This is a genomic window from Myxococcus eversor (assembly GCF_010894455.1).
Lineage (GTDB): Bacteria > Myxococcota > Myxococcia > Myxococcales > Myxococcaceae > Myxococcus > Myxococcus eversor.
The window spans coordinates 13,796-32,966 of sequence record NZ_JAAIXY010000015.1 but is presented as its reverse complement, the minus strand read 5'-3'; the positions used below and the strand labels follow the sequence as shown (position 1 = coordinate 32,966).

Sequence of the window (19,171 nt, the reverse complement as noted above, 5' to 3'; positions counted from 1 at the left end):
CAATCCCTGCTCGTGGGCGGTCCACGCAGGGCACTCCAGGGGTTCCCATGAAGCGCGCATTCGTGGTGATGGTCGCGGTCCTCGGTGTCTCGTTGCTGGGCTGTGGCGGAGCGGAAGACCTCGCTGCGTCGACCGATGAAGCGGTGTCGTCCGACGCGGTCCAGGACGTGTCCCAGGAGCTCGACAGTCCCTTGGCGGTGTGCCCCGGGGACTACCGTGCCTGCTTCTCGCTCCAAGGTTGGCGCTGCACCCAGCACGAGCCCTGCTGTCGGGGCTCGGTCGTGTCGTCCTGCCTGTGCCGCGACGGCCGGCTGACCTGCTGAGCCACCCTGGCACCAAGCCAGGGACTGTCCGGCGGGTCCGGTTGACATTTATCGGACCCGCCTGCATTTTATCTTCCGTGAGCTTCGTCATCTTCTCCACGACCACCGGCACCACGACTCGCTACGGCGGGTGTGGAGCGGTGCGCGTCGCGAAGTAGGCTGACGACCGCACGGCTTTCCGCCCCGCCTTCTCGGCCGGGGCAGCCGTGCACTCACTCAGTGCTCCGTCCGGCAAGGCATTCAACCCTTCCGTCTCTGGAGTCACTGCAATGCTCGACGAACAAGACCACCGCTCCCTGGGCCATCGCCTGGACCTCTTCCATTTGCAGGAAGAGGCACCGGGAATGGTCTTCTGGCACCCGCGCGGCTGGAAGCTGTACCAACTGCTGGAGGAGCGCGTCCGCCAGCGGATGAAACGCGAGGGCTACCTCGAGGTCCGTACGCCGCAAATCTACGCGCAGCCCCTCTGGGAGCGCAGCGGCCACTGGGAGAACTTCCGCGAGAACATGTTCCTGCTCGAGGACGGCGACCGCCACCTCGCCGTGAAGCCGGTGAGCTGCCCGGGCCACATCGAGCTCGTGCAACGCATGGCCCCCAGCTACAGGGACTTGCCCCTGCGGCTGTGCGAGTTCGGGCTGGTGCACCGCAGTGAGCCGGGGGGCGCGTTGCATGGCCTGTTCCGGCTGCGTCAGTTCACGCAGGACGACGGGCACATCTTCTGTGCCCCGGAGCAGGTGGTGGACGAAGTCGTGGCCTTCGCGCGCTCCTTGAAGGAGTTCTACGCGAGCTTCGGCTTCGACGAGGTCCAGGTGGCCTTCTCCGGCCGGCCCGCGTCCCGGGCTGGAAGCGACGAGGTATGGGACCAGGCCGAGTCCTGGCTGGCCGCCGCCGCGAAACAGGCGGGCCTCGACTGCAAACTCCAACCGGGCCAGGGCGCCTTCTACGGGCCCAAGCTGGAGTTCGTGTTGAAGGACAGGCTGGGGCGCGAGTGGCAGTGCGGGACGATTCAGCTCGACCTCGTCCTGCCCGAGCGCTTCGACCTGCGCTACCAGGATGCCTCGGGTGCGCGGGTCCGCCCGGTGATGCTTCACCGCGCGCTGCTGGGCAGCCTGGAGCGCTTCATCGGGGTGTTGCTGGAGCACCACGGGGGCGCGCTGCCCGCGTGGCTCGCGCCGGAGCAGGTGGTGGTGGCGCCCGTGGGCGAGGCGGCCGTGGAGTACGCGGAGCGCTTCGCCGCCAGCCTGCGACGCGCGGGCTGCCGGGCACGGGTGGACTCGCGCGGCGAGTCGCTGTCGCGCAAGGTGCTGGACTCGCACCAGGCGGGCGTCCCGTGGCTCGTCGTCGTGGGTGGGCGTGAGGTGCGGGCGAACGCCGTCAGTCTGCGCCAGCGGGGCGGAGCGCAGCGGGACGTGTCGTGGGACGCGGGGCTCGCGGAGCTGGTGGCCGCGTGCGGGCCGGTGGCGGACGCCTGATGAAAGCCCGAGGGGCGGGGCCGGACTTCCCGGCATCCCGCCTCTCGGGAGTGTCTACGCGTGCATCAGGTGCTCCAGCACCGCGCCGGCACGCACCACCTCCGCGGGCACGGTGGCCAGGTCATCCAGGCTGAGGATGCCCAGGGGCCTTCGGGCCTCGTCCACGATGACGAGCCGCCGCACCATCTTGTCCTCCATGAGCTGCTCGGCCGCGCTCAGCGTCGCGTCCGGCTCGCAGGTGATGAGCGCGGTCGTCATGGCCTCGCGCACCCGCGTCTCATTGGGGTCCTGTCCCATGGCCGTGGAGCGGACGGTGATGTCCCGGTCCGTCAACATGCCCACGAGCTGCCCGTTCTCGGTGACGGGAAGCGAGCCGATGTTGCACGTGCGCATCCGCAGGGCCGCGACGCGCAGCGACTCGTCGGCCTCGATGGTCTCCACATTCTTCGTCATCAGCTCGAAAATCTTCATGGCGCCTCCGCTGATGGGGGGATGTCTGCTGGGCTACGCCCTAACGTGGCGTCAGGGGCGTCTTCGTGCCCGCCGGGGCCCTGGCCCGGAGGAAGAGGGGGCGAGCGGACAGGGGGTGTCATTCCAGGTTGGCCAGCAGGCGCGACGATTGGGCAGGATGTGCATCCAAGAGAAACCCCGGGCGTGGACCCGGGCAAAGGAGCGTGACGGCATGGTCGACAAGCTCACCCTCAGCGATACCCAGTGGCGCGAGCGCCTGACTCCGGAGGAGTACGAGGTCCTGCGCAAGCACGGCACGGAGCGCGCGGGCACGGGGTGTTTCCTGGGAACCAAGACGCCGGGCACCTACGTGTGCGCCGGCTGTGGCAATCCCCTCTTCAAGGCGGGGACGAAGTTCGAGTCCGGCACGGGCTGGCCCTCCTTCACCCAGCCGCTGCACGGCGAGGACTCGGTGACGGAGATCAGCGACCGCTCGTACGGCATGGTGCGCACCGAGGTGCGCTGCGCCCGCTGTGACGGACACCTGGGACACGTCTTCCCGGATGGACCGCCGCCCACCGGGCAGCGCTACTGCATGAACTCCGTCGCGATGAAGCACGTGGAAGAGGGCCAGCCGCTGGAGCTGGTCCGCGCGTAGACGGCACGTGTCGTTGCCCCGGCCTCGGCTTCGAGGTCGGGGCCCTTCCCGCGTCGCTCAGCCCAGCCAGGCGCGGGCGTTGCGGAACATCCGCATCCACGGGCCGTCGTCGCCGGTCCACTCGCGGGGCCGCCACGAATGCTGCACGGTGCGGTGGACGCGCTCGGGATGCGGCATCGTCACGGTGAAGCGACCGTCCCGAGTCGTCACGCCGGCGATGCCGTGGGGCGAGCCGTTGGGGTTGGCGGGGTACGTCGCCGCCACCTGACCCCGGTTGTCCACCCAGCGCGTGGTGATGAAGCCCTGCGCGTTGACGCGCGCGGCCTCGGCGGCGTCGGAGAACTCCGCGCGGCCCTCGCCGTGCGCCACGGCGATGAGCATCCGGCTGCCCTCCATGCCCTGGTAGAAGAGCGAGGGCGTGCGGGCAATCTCCACCGTCCCCAGGCGCGCCTCGTACTGCTCGGACGCGTTGCGCACGAAGCGCGGGAAGTGCTCCGCGCCCGGGATGATGTCCTTCAAGCCGGACATCATCTGGCAGCCGTTGCAGATGCCCAGGCCGAAGCTGTCGGAGCGCGCGAAGAAGCCCGCGAACTCGTCGCGTGCGCGGGGGTTGAAGAGGATGGACTTCGCCCAGCCTCCGCCCGCGCCCAGCACGTCTCCGTAGGAGAACCCACCGCAGGCCAGCACGCCGTGGAAGTCCTTCAGCGACACGCGCCCGGCGAGGATGTCGCTCATGTGCACGTCCACCGCCAGGAAGCCCGCGCGGGTGAAGGCCGCCGCCATCTCCTGCTGGCTGTTGACGCCCTGCTCACGCAGCACCGCCACGCGGGGACGCGCGCCCTTGGCCACGAACGGCGCGGCGACGTCCAGCCCCACGTCGAACGTGAGCTTGGGCGAGAGGCCCGGGTCCGTCGCGTCGCACTTGGCCGCGTACTCCTGCTCCGCGCACACGGGGTTGTCGCGGCGCTTCTGCAGCTCGTGGCTCACGCGGGACCAGACGCGCCGCAGGTCCATGGTGCCCTCGGCCAGCAGCACCTGGGCGCCGTGGCGCACGCGGACGTCCAGCGCGGTCGTCGGCCGGCCCAGCTCGTGACAGGACGCCGTCAGGCCATGCTTCTCCAGCACCTCGCGCACCCGGGCCACGTCCGCCGAGCGCACCTGCACCACCGCGCCCAGCTCCTCGTTGAAGAGGGCCGCCGTCGGGTCTCCGCCCAGGGCCGCCACGTCCACGTCCACGCCGCAGTGGCCCGCGAAAGCCATCTCGCACAGCGTGGCCCACAGGCCGCCGTCGGAGCGGTCGTGGTAGGCCAGGAACCGACCCTCTGCGTTGAGCGCCTGCACCGCCGCGAAGAAGCCGCCCAAGAGCGCGGCGTCCTCCACGTCGGGGACCTCGGGGCCCACCTGCGAGTGCGTCTGCGCGACGATGGAGCCGCCCAGCCGCTGCTGGCCCTTCGCCAGGTCGATGAAGAGCAGGCGCGTGTCCTGCGTGAGCTCCACGAGCTGCGGCGTGAGCGACTGGCGCACGTCCAGCACCGGGGCGAACGCGGAGATGATGAGTGACACCGGCGACGCCACGGCCTTGCGCGCGCCACCCTCCTCCCAGACGGTGCGCATGGACATGGAGTCCTTGCCCACGGGAATGGTGAGGCCCAGCGCCGGGCAAAGCTCCATGCCCACCGCGTGCACGGCGGCGTAGAGCTGCGCGTCCTCGCCAGGGCTGCCGGCCGCCGCCATCCAGTTCGCCGACAGCTTCACGTCGGAGAGCTTGTCGATGCGCGCCGAGGCGATGTTGGTGAGCGCCTCGCCCACCGCCATCCGCGCGGAGGCCGCGGCGTCCACCACCGCCAGCGGCGTGCGCTCGCCCATGGACATGGCCTCGCCCGTGGTGCTCGTCACCGTGGACAGCGTCACGGCGCAGTCGGCCACCGCCACCTGCCACGGGCCCACCATCTGGTCCCTGGCCACCTGGCCCGACACCGAGCGGTCGCCGATGGTGATGAGGAAGGACTTGTCCGCCACCGTGGGGTGGCTCAGCACGCGCTCGGCCAGCGCCTTGACGTCACCGGGCAGCACCAGCGGCGCGTGGACCAGCGAGCGCGTCGTCGCGTCGCGGTGCATGCGCGGCGCCTTGCCGAACAGCACGTCCATCGGCAGGTCGATGGGCGGCGTGCCCAGGGTTGAATCAGACAGCTTGAGCACCTGCGCTTCGGTCGCCTCGCCCAGCACGGAGAAGGGCGCGCGCTCGCGCTCGCAGAAGGCGGTGAAGCGCGCCAGGTCCTCGGGGGCCACGCCCAGCACGTAGCGTTCCTGGGCCTCGTTGCACCAGATCTCCAGCGGGGACATGCCCGGCTCCGCGTTGGGCACCGCGCGCAGCTCCAGTCGGCCGCCCAGCTCGTTGTCGTGCGCCAGCTCCGGCAGCGCGTTGGACAGGCCGCCCGCGCCCACATCGTGGATGGAGCGGATGGGGTTCTTGTCGCCCAGCGCGCAGCACTGGTCGATGACCTGCTGGCAGCGCCGCTCCATCTCCGCGTTGTCGCGCTGCACGGAGGCGAAGTCGAGGTCCGCCGCGCTCGCGCCCTGCGTCATCGAGGACGCCGCGCCGCCGCCCAGGCCGATGAGCATGGACGGGCCGCCCAGGACGATGAGCTTGTCACCCGGTTGCAGCCTGCCCTTCTGCACGTGCGGCGCGCGGATGTTGCCCAGCCCGCCGGCGATCATGATGGGCTTGTGGTAGCCGCGCACCTCCACGCCCTCGGGCGTGGCGACCTGCGACTCGTAGCTGCGGAAGTAGCCGCACAGGTTGGGACGGCCGAACTCGTTGTTGAACGCGGCTCCGCCCAGCGGACCGTCAATCATGATGTCCAGCGCGGAGACGATGCGGTCCGGCTTGCCGTAGGGCTGCTCCCAGGGCTGCTCGTAGCCGGGGATGCGCAGGTGGCTGACGGTGAACCCCGTCAGGCCCGCCTTGGGCTTCGCGCCACGTCCGGTGGCGCCCTCGTCGCGAATCTCTCCACCCGCGCCGGTGGCCGCGCCGGGGTACGGCGAAATCGCCGTCGGGTGATTGTGCGTCTCCACCTTCACCATGATGTGAGACGGCTCGCGCACCGTCCCCCACTCGCCCGTGTCAGCGTCCGGGAAGAAGCGGTCCACCTCGAAGCCCGCGATGACCGCCGCGTTGTCCTTGTAGGCGGAGAGCACGCCCTCCTTGTGCCGGGCGTAGGTGTTCTTGATGGCCTGGAAGAGCGAGCGCTCCTGCGGCTTGCCGTCCAGCGTCCAGCTCGCGTTGAAGATTTTATGCCGGCAGTGCTCGCTGTTGGCCTGCGCGAACATCATCAACTCGACGTCGGTGGGGTTGCGCTTCAACTCCTGGAAGCGCGCCACCAGGTAGTCGATTTCGTCCTCCGCCAGCGCCAGGCCCAGCATGCGATTCGCCGTCACCAGCGCCGCGCGCCCACCACCCAGGATGTCCACGGTGGTGAGGGGACGAGGCGTGTGCTCGGAGAAGAGGACGGCGGCGTCCTCCATGCGCTTGAGCACCGCCTGCGTCATCCGGTCATGCAGCACCGGCGACAGGCGCTCCAACTGCGCGGGCTCCAGCGCGCGGCCCTCGGGGCCCGCCACGTAGTACGCGAGGCCGCGCTCCAGGCGCCTGATTTTCGCACCCAGGCCGCAGTTCCGGACGATGTCCGTCGCCTTCGAGGACCACGGGGAGATGGTGCCGGGACGGGGCACCACGAGGAGCAGACTGCCCGCCCGCTCTCCCGAGGGCACCTTGGGGCCGTACTCCAGGAGGCGGCCAAGCATCGCCTGCTCGTCCTCGGAGAGGGCATCCGGGGCGTCGAGGAAGTGCACGTGCTCCGCGTAGACGGACGACACGGCGGGCACCTGCTCGCGGCACTGCGCGAGCAGCTTGGCGAGCCGGAATTCAGAGAGGACGGGAGCGCCGCGCAGGAAGTGCATGCTGGACATGGGGATTGGGTGTGGCCCTGGGTAACAGCCGGGGCGTCCTTATCACCGTGCGTCGCGTGGGCGAGGACAGAGTTCGCCCCGGCCCGCTCGCTGTCCGGGCGAACAGGGGCCACGGTGGGAGTCCCTCACACGTCAGCGCTTGCGCGGTGCTCGTGACAGGTGGGGAAACGCTGCAACCATGAAGAGGTCGAGGCCCACGGCTCGGGCCCGCTCGCGGGCAGCGCGGCGGGTGCGGGAGTCATGGCCCAGGCACGGCGGCCTTGGTGTCAGGCACCAGGCCTGGGCCATCGAAGAACGGCGCTACCCGCCCTGCCCCGAGGCGGCTGGAGCCGGGGACGTGGCCGGCTTTTCTTCCGGGGCCTTGGGCTCGGCCTGGGCCTTCTGCCACAGCGCCAGCAACTCCACCTCGCGCTCGGCGGGCAGACCCGCGCGCGGCTTGTTCCGGCGCTCCTCGGGCAGGCCCTTGAAGTACGCCAGCGTGTCGCGGACGGTGATGTCCACGGGGCGGAACTTGAGCCCGGCCTTCACCGCCTTCGCGTTGCTGCGCAGGTGCGTGCCCAGGCTGGTGCCGGTGGGCGGCATGTAGATGGGGAGGCGGACGTCGCCCGTCTCGCCGTGCTTCTCCAGGAACTCCGCCGGCACCCACGTCACCTTCGTGTCCCGCCCCGTCACCTTCCGGCACGTGTCCAGCATCGCGCCCATCGACCACGGCTCCGCGGGGCCCACCGCGTTGAAGACACCGTTCACCTGGCCCTCGATGAGCAACACCAGCCACTCGGCCAGATCCCTCACGTCGATGATCTGCAGCGGGTCCTTCGCCGTCCCGGGCGCGAGCATCTCCCCGCCCTTGTCGAAGCGCACCGGCCAGTACGTGAAGCGGTCCGAGCGGTCATCCGGCCCGACGATGTAACCCGGACGGATGTTGGCCACGCGTCCCGGCAGCGCGGCCTCGGCGGCCTCCTCACATGCGCGCTTGAGGCCTCCGTAGAACTCGAAGTCCTTGCCCATCGTCTCCACGTTGGGGTCTGAAAGCGTCGCCGTGGGGCCGCTCTCGTCCTCGCGCGGCGTCTTGTCGCTGGCGTACGCGGACACGCTGGAGATGAAGACATACTGTTTCACGTTCGGCGCCAGCAGCGCGGCCGAGGCGCGGACCATGCGCGGGTAGTAACCGGACGTGTCGACGACGGCGTCCCACTTCTTGCCCTTCAGCGCCTTGAGGCCCTCGTCCTTGTCCGGGTCTCTATCGCCGCGCAGCTTCTCCACGTCGGGGAACAGCTCGGGGCGCGTCTTGCCCCGGTTGAAGAGCGTCAGGGAATGGCCCCGCGCTCGCGCGGCCTCCACCACCGCGGGGCCCAGGAACCCCGTGCCGCCCAGGATGAGGATGCGCTTCTTCGCGCCCTTCTTCGGCGCGGCCAATGCCTCGGGTCCGAGCGCCAGCAGCGACGCACCGGTAGCGGAGTACCGCAGGAACTTCCTTCGCGAAGTCTTCATGACAACGGCTCCAGGGGCCGTGGTGCACTCGGGGGGACGCGCGCGAAAACCCGGCGTCTGGCGTTTCATTCCCGAGACAACTCAACCGTCAGCGGTCACCCAGCGCGACACCGAAGCCGAGTGTCCACGCGAACCCATGGGTCCACTCCTCGGTGAACGGGCGCACGCCCTGGTAGCGCAGCTCCGTGCTCGCGACGAAGGGGCCCCCGAGCAGCGCACTCACGCGCAGTCCCACCGGCACGCCGAACCGAGCCCCACCCTCCTGCGAGAACAACCCCACGCCCAGCGAGGCCCGCACGTCCACGCCCACCGCGTAGGCCGGCCGCCACGCCCACAGCGGCGGAGACAGCACGGCCAGGCTCCACCCACCCGCGGGCAGCGGCCGCGTCCCCAGCCCCAGGCCCCGCGTCCACTCCACCGACAGGCGCAGCGCATGGGGCAACGGAAGCCCCGCACGCAGCCCGGCGATGGGCGTCGCGCCTCGCGAGTCCCGAGCCATTCCTCCCAACCCCTGGAGCGACAACTCCGGGGACGGGATGAAACCTCGCGCCGTGAATGGGGCCGCGTCGGGTGCGGCGACCTCCTCGAAGCGCTGGCCCGCCCACGTCAGGAACGCCTGGGAATACGCCACCGCGCCGGCGGCCCGGTCCGCCATGAAGGCGTCATACGCCTCGGGCGACACGCGGTGCGCACCGTCCTTCCAGCGAGGCTCGGTCTGGCCGAACGCATTGCCCACGCTGCCGTAGACACCGAAGGAGCCAGGACGCCGCGCATCCGGCTCCGTCCAGAAGGTGCTCCACGGAAGCTCGACGCCATCCTCCGCGCGCAGGAACTGGGAGCGCACCGCCTCCAGCGTCTCGCGTGCGAGCGCATGCTGCGCCTCGGTCCCCGGCAGCGGCTCCACCTGCCGCGAGGGCAGCCGCTTCAACACGTCGCGCAGGCCCCAGCGCTCGAAGCCATCCGCGAAGCTGTGATTCACGGGCACGACATGCGGCGGCGAGGCCACGTCCTGGATGTGGTGCGCCAGGTGCCCGGCCCTGTCCCACGCCCGGCCCAGGTCTCCTCCGCGCGCGGCATCGAGGGCCTCTTCCCACAGCATCCTCACCCGCGCGTCGGAGCCCGCGCGCAGGGAGGAGTCCAGCGCGCCCTCCGGCCGGTAGAAGTGGTGCCACCCCGTCCACTTCACGTGGAGGTTGAGGTCCTCCGCGGTGGCGCCGTGCAGCACCGCGTCCCGGTGCGCGGCCAGGGAGGGGGATGCGCCCGCCGCCAGGGCCCGCTCGAGCGCGGCATGGGTCAACGCGCGGTGGTCATCCACCCAGAAGGCGCTCGCGCCCGACGGAGCCGCCACGGACATCAATGCGGCGGCGAGCGCCAGGCGCGGCGACTTCAGCACCACGAGCGGCCTCCGCGCGCGAGGACGTCCGTTGCATCGAGGAGTCCTCGCGGCGAACACGACGACATCACGTCTCAGGCGGCCTCCGCCCGGGGAGAGTCCTCGAGCGTCGCCAGGTGGGCGCGGGCGAGGTGCAGGTTGTCATTGTCGAGCGGGTGGAAGGAGGGCCGCAGGTACTCCTTGAGGCCCCGCCACAGCACCCGCACCAGCACCGGGTCCTTCTGGTGGGCCCGGCGCAGCTCCCGCCACATCCCCCTCCAGCCCAGCCCGGGCTCCTGGCGCAGCAGCGTCACGGTGGCCGCGAACCACAGGCCATACAGCGCGATGATGCCCGCGAACATCCCCGTCACGCGCAGCGGGTAGCCAGGCGCCACCTCGCGCAGCACATCGAAGGCCACGGCCTTGTGCTCAATCTCCTCGGCGGCATGCCACTCGATGAGCGCGCGCATCGCCGGGTGGCCGTCCGCGAACACACCGAGGGTCAGCGTGTTCTCCCCCATGAGGGCCGTGTAGTGCTCCAACGCGGCGGTGATGGCCAGCTTCAGGGGCGGCGGGAAGTACTTGTCGATGAAACCCCAGACGAGGCGCTGATAGGCGCGCATGAAGCCGGTGATGACATACCCCTGGGACTCCAGCAGCTCGATGTAGTCCTGGTGCTCCCGCGCGTGTTGGCCTTCCTGGGCGAAGAACGCCTTCACCTGCGCGCGCAACACCGGCGCGTCATCCAGGTCATGAAGGTAGTGATTGACGCTGCGGACGAAGAAACGCTCACCCTGGGGGAAGAGCATGTTGAGCCCGTTCCACAGGTGCGTGGAACCCAGCCCGTTGTGATTCCACATCCGGGGGAACGTGGCGTCGAAGTGAAACTTCAGGTGGGGTCGCGGGATGATTCGGCCGGGGTCGGCGGGATTGACCATGAGTGGGGGGGACTCGATTTCGCCGGAGGGGACGGCGGGTCAGGGGGAAATCAGGAAGCGGGGGCTGGGGCCCGGCGCGACACCTCGCGCTCGAGCTCCATCCGAAAAGCCGTGAGTCGCTCACGGGCGGTGAAGGGGCCGCTCCCAGCGATAGCTCCGAAGAAGCGCTTGCGCACGCCCTTGCGCGTCGCACACAGCACTTCCGTGACGCAGAGGGCCACGCCGCCCCCCACCGCCGGCAGCGGCCTCATGGTGTTGAAGTAGATGGGGAGGTACCGCTCCAGGGCGGCCTCGTCCTCCACTTCGATGGTGATTTTCGACAGGAGCGCATTGCCACACAACGCGGTGGCGACCTGTCTCAACCCCGGCGTGAAGGCGAAGCCGTGGGTGGTGAGCGACGGCATCCACCAGGGCAGCGCCGGCGAATACAAGGTGGAGAAGATGTCCTCCAACACCCCACCCTCCCGGCGCGTGTGCTCCAGCAGCGTGGAGACCAGCTCGGGCGTCACCGGCCCCTGGCTCGTGCGCGCGGGAATCACCGCGATGCGGATGCGCCGCCAGGGCCGCGCCACGGACGCGGGCGCATCCGGCAACACGGGCACCAGCATGGTGGGGTTGTCGCCGCGCAACAGGCCCGCGCCGGAGCGCTCCAGCGCCAGCAGCGAGGCACACGCGAGGTTGCGGAAGTCCAGCCGCTCGGGAAGCTCCACGCGCAACAGCGGAGTGGGCTCCTCGGCCCCCGTGAGCCACTCGTCCGAGGACGCGCGGTGCTTGCGGGGCATGGCGGCGGCGATGGCGCGCGACACCTCCATCATCGCGGTGCCATCCATCACCAGATGGTCGAACGCCAGCTCCAGCGAGCCCGTCCCCGGGTCCACCCGCGCCCCCAGCCAGGTGCTCGTCGTCAACAGATGCGAACGCCACGCGCTGCGCCCCCGCCCCGCCACGTCCACCACCACCTGGGGGTGAAGCCCGGCCCTGCGCGCTTCGGAGGGCGTGCACGGCGCGGACGCGGCCAGCAGCCTCGCCACCGCCTCCGGATTCAGGTGCGAGTCCTCCAGGGGCAGCCGCGAGATTCGCAAGCCCCCTCCCTCATCGGTGATGGCCACCGTGAGCACGCTGTCATCGGAGACACGCTGCCGGGCATCCAGCCCCTCGCGACCCAGCCCCGCCAACCAGACGTCCGTGGGCTGGTTGTAGCGGCGGCCCCGCGTGTCCCGGTGCCACCGCGCCACCTGGGCGAGCAGGATGGCCGCCCAGGCCCCCGTCGTGGTGTCCACGCCCAGGGGCTGCACCGTCAGCATGATGCGGCGCGAGCGGGGCTCGGTGGAGAGGAAGCGCTCCCAGGTCGTCAGCTCCCGCACCACGCCCGAGACCCGGCTCGCCGGGAAGGTCCGCTGCCAGCCATCGCAGAAGCCCACCAGCGCGGCCAGCGACTGGCGCGCCACCGGCAGGAAGTGAGGAAACTTGTGCGCCATCGACTCCCGCACGCGAGAGAGCGCGTCCTCGCCGCGACGCACAGCGAAGGAAGGTAAGGAACCAGAGCCGTCCATGGCACGTGTCCCGCGCAAGCCCACCGGTGAGGTGACCCACAACATTGGCCGTGCAGTGTAGCGGACACTTCCCCGTCGCGGTGACGCTGTTGTGTCCTCCGTCGGGCGGGCCCCACGCACTCATACGGGTGGTGAACGACTCACGCCCACGCCCACACCTCCTGCTCCGACGGAGTGCGTCGCGAATCACCGCACCCGCGTCGCGGGCTCTCGCACGGGGAGCGAGAGTCTCGCCAGGACCACACCTCGGCTCGGATGGCCGGACAGCAGACTTCCACTCCCAACGGCCCTACCTCCTGGAGCGTGCCGGGTCAGCAGCCGACGAGGCATGGCGCGCCACGCGGCCCCACCCCTTCGCGGACCGCACCCCTTATCAATGGCCTCACACTCGCGCGCGCTTCGCGACGCGGGCAGACGTGCGGTTTCCACGCAGCTCATCCTGTGACAAGGCTTCAGTCCTTTCACATGCGCGCCACACAACGCCGATCCGTGGCGCCGATGTGACAATGAGCACGGGAGACCTCGCCGTGACGCGACTGTCTTTTCTCGCGTCGAGCGCCCTTTCATTGATACGCGCGCGACACGAAGCGATGGGTGGCTCCGCCGGACCCCTCGGGAAACCACAGACCAAATCAAACCTGATTTCACCGACAGAATAACCTTTCAAGACTAGGTCGATTTGCCATGACCCGCACTGGCAGTCCGGCCCGCAATCGGTAGGATGCAACCGTCCAAGTCCAATCATCGCCCTTGGACACATGGGGGGGAGTCCAGCAACACAGCACTCGGAACGGCCACGGTACCCACGCGCAGCCAGTGGGTCTCCGCGACGCCAGTACGTGGTTCGTGAGCCAAAGGCTCGCGGGCACGGGAAGGGTGCGCCCCCGGTAGTCCTCACGCCACGCAAAGGAATGCAACTCATGAAGAAGTTCCTGTCTGCCACTGCCGCGGCCGCGCTGTCGCTCACCGCGACGCAGGCCCTCGCCGCGCCGATGTCCCCGTCCGCCAAGCCCATGGCGCAGCACTTCTCCCCCACCGTGCAGGACGCCTTCACGCTCCTCGGTGACACGGACAACAACAACCTCGTCTATTACGTCCCGCGCCGCGGCGGCATCGCCGTCCAGTCGCCCCAGTCGGCCCAGCCCATCCCCCGCTTCCAGATCTCCGGCTTCGTCCCCATCTACGGATGGTTCGCGGGCCTGGAGCTGGCGAACCTGGGTGGCTCGTTCTCCACCACCAGCGACCTGGGCGCGCTCAACCGGCTGTCCACCGAGGCCGCCGCGAAGGGCTTCCAGATCGCCCCGGCGCCCGCCGCCCGGTCCACCACCCAGTTCCTGCTCTCCGGTTTCGCGCCGACCAACGGCCGCGTGGAGATCGACTGCGAGTTTGAAATCCTCGTCGTCAACGGCCGCGAGGTGAAGGTCCCCAACTGCTTCACGCACCTGGACCCGACCTCGCCGTACAGCCTCGACACGAACGTGATGTACAAGTTCAACACGATGCCCACCCTGGGTGGCAGCGTCGTGGCGCAGGACATCGCGTTCCAGGCCACCACCCTGCCGACGTGGAGCAACCAGCTTCGCGCCCTGATGGCCACGGGCGCCCAGTGGGACAGCATCATGACGGCGCAGGTGGACTGGGACATCAAGACCCACAACCTCACCCGTCAGGCGCGCTTCACGGTGAACTGGCGCTCGCTGTTCGAGCAGGCCAGCGCCTTCGCGGCCTTCCACCTGAGCTCCTGCGTGGACATCGAAGTTCGCGCCTTCTTCGAGCGCCTGGTCACCTGTTCCTCCGAGAACGCCTGCGGCATCCGCATCGAGTACCTCGGCGCCAACGGCGTCTGGGGCCCCACCGCGCCCAATGACTCCAACTTCATCAACGTCGTGAACGCCGTCCAGGCCCGCCTCCAGGACGAGCTGTTCAACGAGGTCCGCCGCTACACGACGCCGGTGAACGGCCAGGTCTCCAACCAGACCAACTCCATCTTCACCATGCGCGCCAACTACGAGAAGCTCATCCTGGAGCGCAACGAGGTCACCTACATCCAGTACAACCCGGGCCCCACGGACTTCCAGGTCAAGACCAACCTGAACGTCACGTGCCTCATGGACGGCTTCGAGCTCGGCCGCGTCAACTGGAACATGAATGACGCGGGCTGCAGGGCGCTGCTCGGCCAGCCGTAATTCCGCGTCGCTTTGATTTCAGGGCGGAGGCCATCTTCCGGGTGGCTTCCGCCCTTCCTTTCCTTTCTCGAACCAGGCCCTTTCTCCATGCGATTGCTTTCGCTCTGCCTTGCCGTCGTGTCGTGTCTCGCCGCTCTTCCCGCCCAGGCCCAGACGGACACGCCGCCTCTCGACCATGCGCGCACCCTCCGCGAGTCTGAGATGGTCTTCGTTCCCTACATGGGGATGAATCGCGGTCCCGTCTTCTATACCCAGTACATGCAGGTCCCGACCGACTCCGCCGCCTCCGTGGCTGGCATGAGGCGGTTCTTCGTCAACCTGTACCCCACGGCCCACCAGAACGACTTGTACAACGGCTTCATCTCCCGCAACGGCATCACCGACGCGCGGCTGCTCCCGATTCCCTCGGCCGGCTCGTGCCAGCCCTCGGCCGGAATCGCGGACCTGCTGCGGACCATGCCGACCAACTACCGGCCGACCGTCGTCGGCGGCAACTATCCGTTCGTCTGCGGCCTGAGCATCTACGTCTTCCCCGCGGAAGAGGCGGCGGTGCGCGCCTATATCGCCGCCAACGCCGTCATCACCCTGCGCGTCTCGGTGCCGCTGTGCGCGACGAACAGCCCGCTGCTGAACGTCCCCGCCATCAACCAGCGGCTGGTGACGGACGGCGTGCTCCAGACGTCGCCCAACCTGGGCGTCGAGGGCAACAGCTGGAACGTGCTCTTCGAGTCCGCCAAGCTCGCCCAGTTGAGCCCCTCCCTGTTCGTCACGTCCGACCCGCAGGTCGGCTGGGAGACGTACATCAAGTCCTTCACGCTGAACCTGACGGCGCAGACCGCGACGATGTCCCCCGCCGCGGCCAGCAACTCAGCCCCCATCTGCACGCCCACGCCGCTGGTCATCACCTTCGGCTGAGCCGGACCCGCACGAAGCCGAACCCTCACACCAGCAGCCGGGGGCGCCCGTGGCGACGGCCATGACGCTCCCGGCTCGGGAGTTTTTCACGATGAAACCAAGGGTCTGGGTCCTGGCGGGACTCGTGGGATGGACGGCCTGTTCATGCTCGGGGAGTGACCCGGACGAGCAAGGCCAGACACCGGAGCAGCGCAAGAAGCAGGTCCAGGAGTGCATCGTCACCCGGGTGCCACCTCCGGCCGGCTCCGCCGAGGCCTCGTGGTCGGTGTCCGGGTATGCCCTGGTGAGCGCCTACCGGGCCTGTCAGGCGAAGCAGGAGGACGCGACGTCCGGCGACTTCCGCGACGTGCTCCAGGGCCTCGCCGAGCCCGAGGAGGACCCCTCGCGCGTGAGACTCACCCAGCCTGGAGGGAGCGCGCCGTGAGGTGGCTCGCCGTCCTCGTGCTCGTGCTGGGAGGGTTCGCCTCCGCCAAGGGCGTCGTGGCCCAGGAGTGCACGGGCTGCCACACGTCCAAGCGCACCGAGCCCCAGACGCGCTTCGCCAACGGCCTGGGCCGGTGGACCGACAACCAGTGCTATGGCTGCCACGCCGAAATCAACGACGTCGCCGTGAAGCGCCAGAAGCGAGAGCCGGACCCGCGCTACTTCGCCATCCCCGTGCGCGAGGACAAGCTGGCGCACCTGGCCAAGACGCCGCTGGCCTACATGAATGCCCCGGAGGTGCTGGAGCATCCGGGCCAGAAGACTCCCCGCATCTCCGCGCGAGGGCTGGCCGCCTTCCTCAAGCGCCCCAGCAACCTCTCCCAGAAGGAGGGCAGCCGCGCGCCGCGGATGATGGCCTATCCCAGCCTCCAGTCGGGCGACGTGAGGGACGTCGCGGCGCTCCTGTCGGTGCGGCTCCCCGCGCGGGAGGCTCCCACCGCGAAGCTGTCGGTCGCCGAGCGCAAGGACGCCGACGGCCTCTGGAAGGCGCGCTGCGCCAGTTGCCACGCGGGTGCAAGACCCCTCTCGGGACGGGACGGCGTCTCGCTTTCGCTCTACACGCCCGAGTGGACGTATGAGTACTGCCGCGAGCAGATGCCCTACGCGCGCGCGGACCGGCGGATGCCGGAGGTGCCGCTGTCGCTGGACGAGGCGAAGCTCCTGCACCGCCTGTTCGACGAGCTGCGCGTGGAGAAGGAGCGCGAGCTGGACGCGCGCGTGACGAAGCTCGCGCTGAAGGACGCCGCCCTGCCCGGCGCGGTGCCTCCGGCGATGCTCGCCTACCTCTGGGGCCCCTTCTTCCGGGACGCCACCTGCGTGCACTGCCATGCGACGAGCCCGCGCGCGGCCAGCGCCTTCACCGCGGACGCGGAGGGCCTGAAGAAGTACCTCCAGAAGAAGTCGGGCGAGGAGTACTGGCGCCGGCTGGAGACGCGCGCGCTGGAGGCCGAGCACGGCCTGGTCGCCGCGAAGCCCGGCATGCCCATGGCGGGCCTGGAGCTGCCCGTGGAGCTGCGGCGGCTCATCGCCCGGTGGGTGGTGGACGGCTGCAAGGATGCCGAAGGCAAGGCCTGGTGCCGTCGCTGACGGCGCATACCGAGGAGATGTCCATGAGCCTGAATGTGTCGCACCTGTCGTCGAGGATTGGCTGGACGTGGGCGCTCTTCGTCGGCCTCTGGCTTTGGACGGGCTGCGGCGGCGAGAGCCCCTCCGCCCAGGACATGGCACGGCGCCAGGCGCTCGCGGGCCGCGCCTCCGCCACCCGGCTGTCGCTGGGCCAGTACCACTCGGTGGGCGTCCACTCGGACGGCACCGTGTGGGCCTGGGGCTACAACCGGCAGGGCCAGTTGGGCAACGGCCTCTTCACCGACAGCCCCACGCCGGTGAAGGTGAGGAACCTGGAGGACGCGGTGGCGGTGTCCTCGGGTGACTACCACTCCATGGCGCTGCGCTCGGACGGCACCGTCTGGTCCTGGGGCGACAACTACTCGGGGCAGCTGGGCAACGGCACCGTGCTGGCCAGCAGCGAGCCGGTGCGCGTGCAGAACCTGTTCGGCGTGCTGGCGGTCGGCTCGGGCTTCTCGCACTCGGTGGCGCTGCGCTCGGACGGCACCGTGTGGGCCTGGGGCGACAACCGCTCCAAGCAGCTCGGCACGCTGGCGGCGACCACCAGCACCCTGCCCGTGCAGGTGCCCGGCCTGAGCAACGTCATCGCCGTGGCGGCGGGCGGCAACAGCTCGCTGGCGCTGCGCGCGGACGGCACCGTGTGGGCCTGGGGTGACAACCGCAGCGGCCAGCTCGGCGATGGCACGACGACGACGCGCGGCACGCCCGCGCAGGTGCAGTCGCTGACCGGCGTGGTGACCATCTCCGCGGGCGCGTCCCACTGCGTGGCGCTGCGCTCGAATGGCACCGCGTGGACATGGGGGCTCAACTCCACGGGCCAGCTCGGCGACGGGACGAAGATCAACCGGCCGTACCCGGTGCAGGCGGTGCTGACGGACGTGCTGGCCGCGGTCGCCGGCAACTACCACTCGCTGGCGGTGCGCTCGGACGGCGCGGTGTGGGCCTGGGGTGACAACCGCTACCGCCAGTTGGGCAACGGCACGCTGACGAGCAGCAACCTGCCCATCCAAGCGGGGCTCAGCGGCGGAATCACCCTGGTGGCGGGCTTCAAGCATTCGCTGACGCTGCGCGCGGACGGCACCGTGTGGTCCTGGGGTGACAACGCCTTCGGCCAGTTGGGGGACGGCACCTTCCAACCGCGCATGTCGCCGGTGCGCGTGGGAAACACCACGCTGGGCAATCCCGGGGTGACGTCCGGCCAGTTGCACTCCGTCTACCTCGACTCGTCGGGCAACCTCTGGAGCTGGGGCGACAACGAGGACGGCCAGCTGGGCAACGGCCTGGGCGCGGACCGGCTCGTGCCCGCGCGCATGGGCCTGACGTCCAGCGTGGCCGTGGCCGCCGGACACCGCCACACCGTGGTCCTCAAGGGGGACACCACCGTGTGGTCCTGGGGCGTCAACGTGCGGGGCGAGGTGGGCGATGGCTCCAACACCAACCGCTCGCAGCCGGTGTCGGTGTCGGGCCTGTCGGGCATCACCTCCATCTCCGCGGGGGCCTACCACTCGCTCGCGCTGCACCGCGACGGCACGGTGTGGGCCTGGGGCTTCAACCGCTACGGGCAACTGGGTGACGGGACGACGGTGGACAGCAACCACCCCATCCAGGTGACGGGCCTGGCGGGCGTGACGGCGATTGCCGCGGGACACAGCCACTCGCTGGCGCTGCGCTCGGACGGCACCGTGTGGGCGTGGGGCTACAACTTCGATGGCCAGATTGGCAGCGGGACGAACTCCTGGCACATCCTGCCGGTGCAGGTGGTGGGGCTGTCGGCGATGACGGCCATCACCGCCGGCGGCTACCACTCCATGGCGCTGCGCGCGGACGGCTCGGTGTGGTCCTGGGGCTACAACGGCTCGGGGCAGTTGGGCAACAACTCCACGTTGAGCGTGAACGCGCCGGTGCTCGTGTCGAACCTGAGCGGCATCGTCTCCATCACCGCCGGGGACTACCACTCACTGGCGCTGCGCTCGGACGGCACGGTGCGCGCGTGGGGCTTCAACTTCGACGGACAGATTGGGGATGGCTTCCTGGAGAACCGCCATGTGCCGGTGATGGTCGCGGGCATGACGAACGTCGTGGCCGTCATCGCCGGAGACCACCACTCCATGGCCCTGCGCTCGGACGGCACGACGTGGGCCTGGGGCGCCAACGCGGAAGGCCAGCTCGGCGACGGCACGCGCGACGACAGCATGATTCCCGTGAAGGTGGAGCTGTTCTGAAGCAACTCGACAAG

General features: G+C 69.8%; 14 protein-coding genes. 8 read left to right on the top strand and 6 right to left on the bottom strand.

Annotated elements, in window-relative coordinates; all coding sequences use genetic code 11:
• Positions 1–47: 47 nt before the first annotated feature.
• Positions 48–323 carry a hypothetical protein gene (locus tag G4D83_RS27705; protein WP_163867860.1) on the top strand — a complete coding sequence of 92 codons (276 nt, stop codon included), beginning with the start codon at positions 48–50 and terminating at the stop codon, positions 321–323.
• A 269-nt stretch (positions 324–592) separates the two neighbouring features.
• Positions 593–1,795: a threonine--tRNA ligase gene (gene thrS, locus G4D83_RS27700; protein WP_163867859.1), complete on the top strand. Its 1,203-nt coding sequence runs from the start codon at positions 593–595 to the stop codon at positions 1,793–1,795.
• Between the two features lie 54 nt (positions 1,796–1,849).
• Here the strand turns inward: thrS and G4D83_RS27695 are convergent, their stop codons facing one another.
• Complete coding sequence (locus G4D83_RS27695; RefSeq protein WP_163867858.1) at positions 1,850–2,266, bottom strand: CBS domain-containing protein; 417 nt, start codon at positions 2,264–2,266, stop codon at positions 1,850–1,852.
• 211 nt (positions 2,267–2,477) lie between these two features.
• Between G4D83_RS27695 and msrB the strand changes: the two genes are divergently transcribed.
• Positions 2,478–2,903 (top strand): peptide-methionine (R)-S-oxide reductase MsrB, encoded by a 426-nt coding sequence (gene msrB, locus G4D83_RS27690; protein ID WP_163867857.1) that lies wholly within the window; start codon positions 2,478–2,480, stop codon positions 2,901–2,903.
• A gap of 57 nt (positions 2,904–2,960) precedes the next feature.
• Here msrB and purL read toward each other — a convergent pair whose 3' ends face one another.
• The 5 genes from purL to G4D83_RS27665 all read right to left on the bottom strand — a co-directional run bounded on the left by purL (position 2,961) and on the right by G4D83_RS27665 (position 12,151).
• Positions 2,961–6,872: a phosphoribosylformylglycinamidine synthase gene (gene purL, locus G4D83_RS27685; protein WP_163867856.1), complete on the bottom strand. Its 3,912-nt coding sequence runs from the start codon at positions 6,870–6,872 to the stop codon at positions 2,961–2,963.
• A gap of 300 nt (positions 6,873–7,172) precedes the next feature.
• Positions 7,173–8,363, bottom strand: a complete 1,191-nt coding sequence (locus G4D83_RS27680) for an NAD-dependent epimerase/dehydratase family protein (RefSeq protein ID WP_163867855.1) — start codon at positions 8,361–8,363, stop codon at positions 7,173–7,175.
• An 88-nt stretch (positions 8,364–8,451) separates the two neighbouring features.
• Positions 8,452–9,759: a phospholipase C/P1 nuclease family protein gene (locus G4D83_RS27675; protein WP_240356656.1), complete on the bottom strand. Its 1,308-nt coding sequence runs from the start codon at positions 9,757–9,759 to the stop codon at positions 8,452–8,454.
• Between the two features lie 71 nt (positions 9,760–9,830).
• Positions 9,831–10,673: a metal-dependent hydrolase gene (locus tag G4D83_RS27670; protein ID WP_163867854.1), complete on the bottom strand. Its 843-nt coding sequence runs from the start codon at positions 10,671–10,673 to the stop codon at positions 9,831–9,833.
• A gap of 50 nt (positions 10,674–10,723) precedes the next feature.
• Complete coding sequence (locus tag G4D83_RS27665; protein WP_240356654.1) at positions 10,724–12,151, bottom strand: hypothetical protein; 1,428 nt, start codon at positions 12,149–12,151, stop codon at positions 10,724–10,726.
• A 995-nt stretch (positions 12,152–13,146) separates the two neighbouring features.
• On the opposite strand from G4D83_RS27665, the gene G4D83_RS27660 reads away from it, so the two are divergent.
• The 5 genes from G4D83_RS27660 to G4D83_RS27640 all read left to right on the top strand — a co-directional run bounded on the left by G4D83_RS27660 (position 13,147) and on the right by G4D83_RS27640 (position 19,157).
• Entirely contained in the window at positions 13,147–14,412 is a 1,266-nt protein-coding gene (locus tag G4D83_RS27660; protein WP_163867852.1) for a hypothetical protein, read from the top strand.
• 87 nt (positions 14,413–14,499) lie between these two features.
• Complete coding sequence (locus tag G4D83_RS27655) at positions 14,500–15,327, top strand: hypothetical protein (protein ID WP_163867851.1); 828 nt, start codon at positions 14,500–14,502, stop codon at positions 15,325–15,327.
• A 91-nt stretch (positions 15,328–15,418) separates the two neighbouring features.
• Positions 15,419–15,751 carry a hypothetical protein gene (locus G4D83_RS27650; RefSeq protein WP_163867850.1) on the top strand — a complete coding sequence of 111 codons (333 nt, stop codon included), beginning with the start codon at positions 15,419–15,421 and terminating at the stop codon, positions 15,749–15,751.
• Entirely contained in the window at positions 15,748–16,896 is a 1,149-nt protein-coding gene (locus G4D83_RS27645) for a hypothetical protein (protein ID WP_163867849.1), read from the top strand. Before G4D83_RS27650 ends, G4D83_RS27645 begins: the two co-directional genes overlap by 4 nt.
• Before the next feature lie 23 nt (positions 16,897–16,919).
• Positions 16,920–19,157 (top strand): RCC1 domain-containing protein, encoded by a 2,238-nt coding sequence (locus G4D83_RS27640; RefSeq protein ID WP_163867848.1) that lies wholly within the window; start codon positions 16,920–16,922, stop codon positions 19,155–19,157.
• Positions 19,158–19,171 lie beyond the last annotated feature (14 nt).

Bases quoted from the DNA above. Each gene is read 5' to 3' on its own strand.
- G4D83_RS27660 (WP_163867852.1), top strand. From the start codon at position 13,147: ATGAAGAAGTTCCTGTCTGCCACTGCCGCGGCCGCGCTGTCGCTCACC.
- G4D83_RS27655 (WP_163867851.1), top strand. From the start codon at position 14,500: ATGCGATTGCTTTCGCTCTGCCTTGCCGTCGTGTCGTGTCTCGCCGCT.
- G4D83_RS27680 (WP_163867855.1), bottom strand. From the start codon at position 8,363: ATGAAGACTTCGCGAAGGAAGTTCCTGCGGTACTCCGCTACCGGTGCG.
- G4D83_RS27705 (WP_163867860.1), top strand. From the start codon at position 48: ATGAAGCGCGCATTCGTGGTGATGGTCGCGGTCCTCGGTGTCTCGTTG.
- G4D83_RS27670 (WP_163867854.1), bottom strand. From the start codon at position 10,673: ATGGTCAATCCCGCCGACCCCGGCCGAATCATCCCGCGACCCCACCTG.
- G4D83_RS27640 (WP_163867848.1), top strand. From the start codon at position 16,920: ATGAGCCTGAATGTGTCGCACCTGTCGTCGAGGATTGGCTGGACGTGG.
- G4D83_RS27665 (WP_240356654.1), bottom strand. From the start codon at position 12,151: ATGGCGCACAAGTTTCCTCACTTCCTGCCGGTGGCGCGCCAGTCGCTG.
- G4D83_RS27695 (WP_163867858.1), bottom strand. From the start codon at position 2,266: ATGAAGATTTTCGAGCTGATGACGAAGAATGTGGAGACCATCGAGGCC.
- msrB (WP_163867857.1), top strand. From the start codon at position 2,478: ATGGTCGACAAGCTCACCCTCAGCGATACCCAGTGGCGCGAGCGCCTG.
- purL (WP_163867856.1), bottom strand. From the start codon at position 6,872: ATGTCCAGCATGCACTTCCTGCGCGGCGCTCCCGTCCTCTCTGAATTC.
- thrS (WP_163867859.1), top strand. From the start codon at position 593: ATGCTCGACGAACAAGACCACCGCTCCCTGGGCCATCGCCTGGACCTC.
- G4D83_RS27650 (WP_163867850.1), top strand. From the start codon at position 15,419: ATGAAACCAAGGGTCTGGGTCCTGGCGGGACTCGTGGGATGGACGGCC.